The 359-nt window shown below is 41.8% G+C and carries 1 tRNA gene; it reads left to right on the top strand.

Going from position 1 to position 359, the window contains the following annotated elements:
* Positions 1–114: 114 nt before the first annotated feature.
* A tRNA-Glu gene (locus QQ041_RS22280) sits at positions 115–190 on the top strand.
* Positions 191–359 lie beyond the last annotated feature (169 nt).

The raw sequence follows: 359 nt of genomic DNA, 5'->3' as shown, positions 1-359 counted from the left end.
TCGTAACAAGGTAGCCCTAGGGGAACCTGGGGCTGGATCACCTCCTTATACGAAGATATTCACGATAAGTGTCCACACAGATTGATTAGGTTTAGAAAGTTAGAGCATCTTAGTGTCCCGTTCGTCTAGAGGCCTAGGACACCGCCCTTTCACGGCGGTAACAGGGGTTCGACTCCCCTACGGGATACCATCTTTAAGCGTTCTTTGAAGCCAAAGCCGATGAGAATATTTAAAAATGGTTACTTCGTTATGAAGTGATTCGCTCTTTAACAATTTGGAAAGCTGACTGATTGATTACTTACGAGTAATTCAATCAAATTTAAAAGTTCTCAATGTTTACCTTTATGGTAAACACAACA

The organism is Vibrio sp. TMPB1044 (assembly GCF_030442075.1).
In the GTDB taxonomy this organism is placed as follows: domain Bacteria; phylum Pseudomonadota; class Gammaproteobacteria; order Enterobacterales; family Vibrionaceae; genus Vibrio; species Vibrio satsumensis.
Note: the sequence above shows the minus strand (reverse complement) of the source record. Positions and strands in the feature narration are given on the sequence as shown.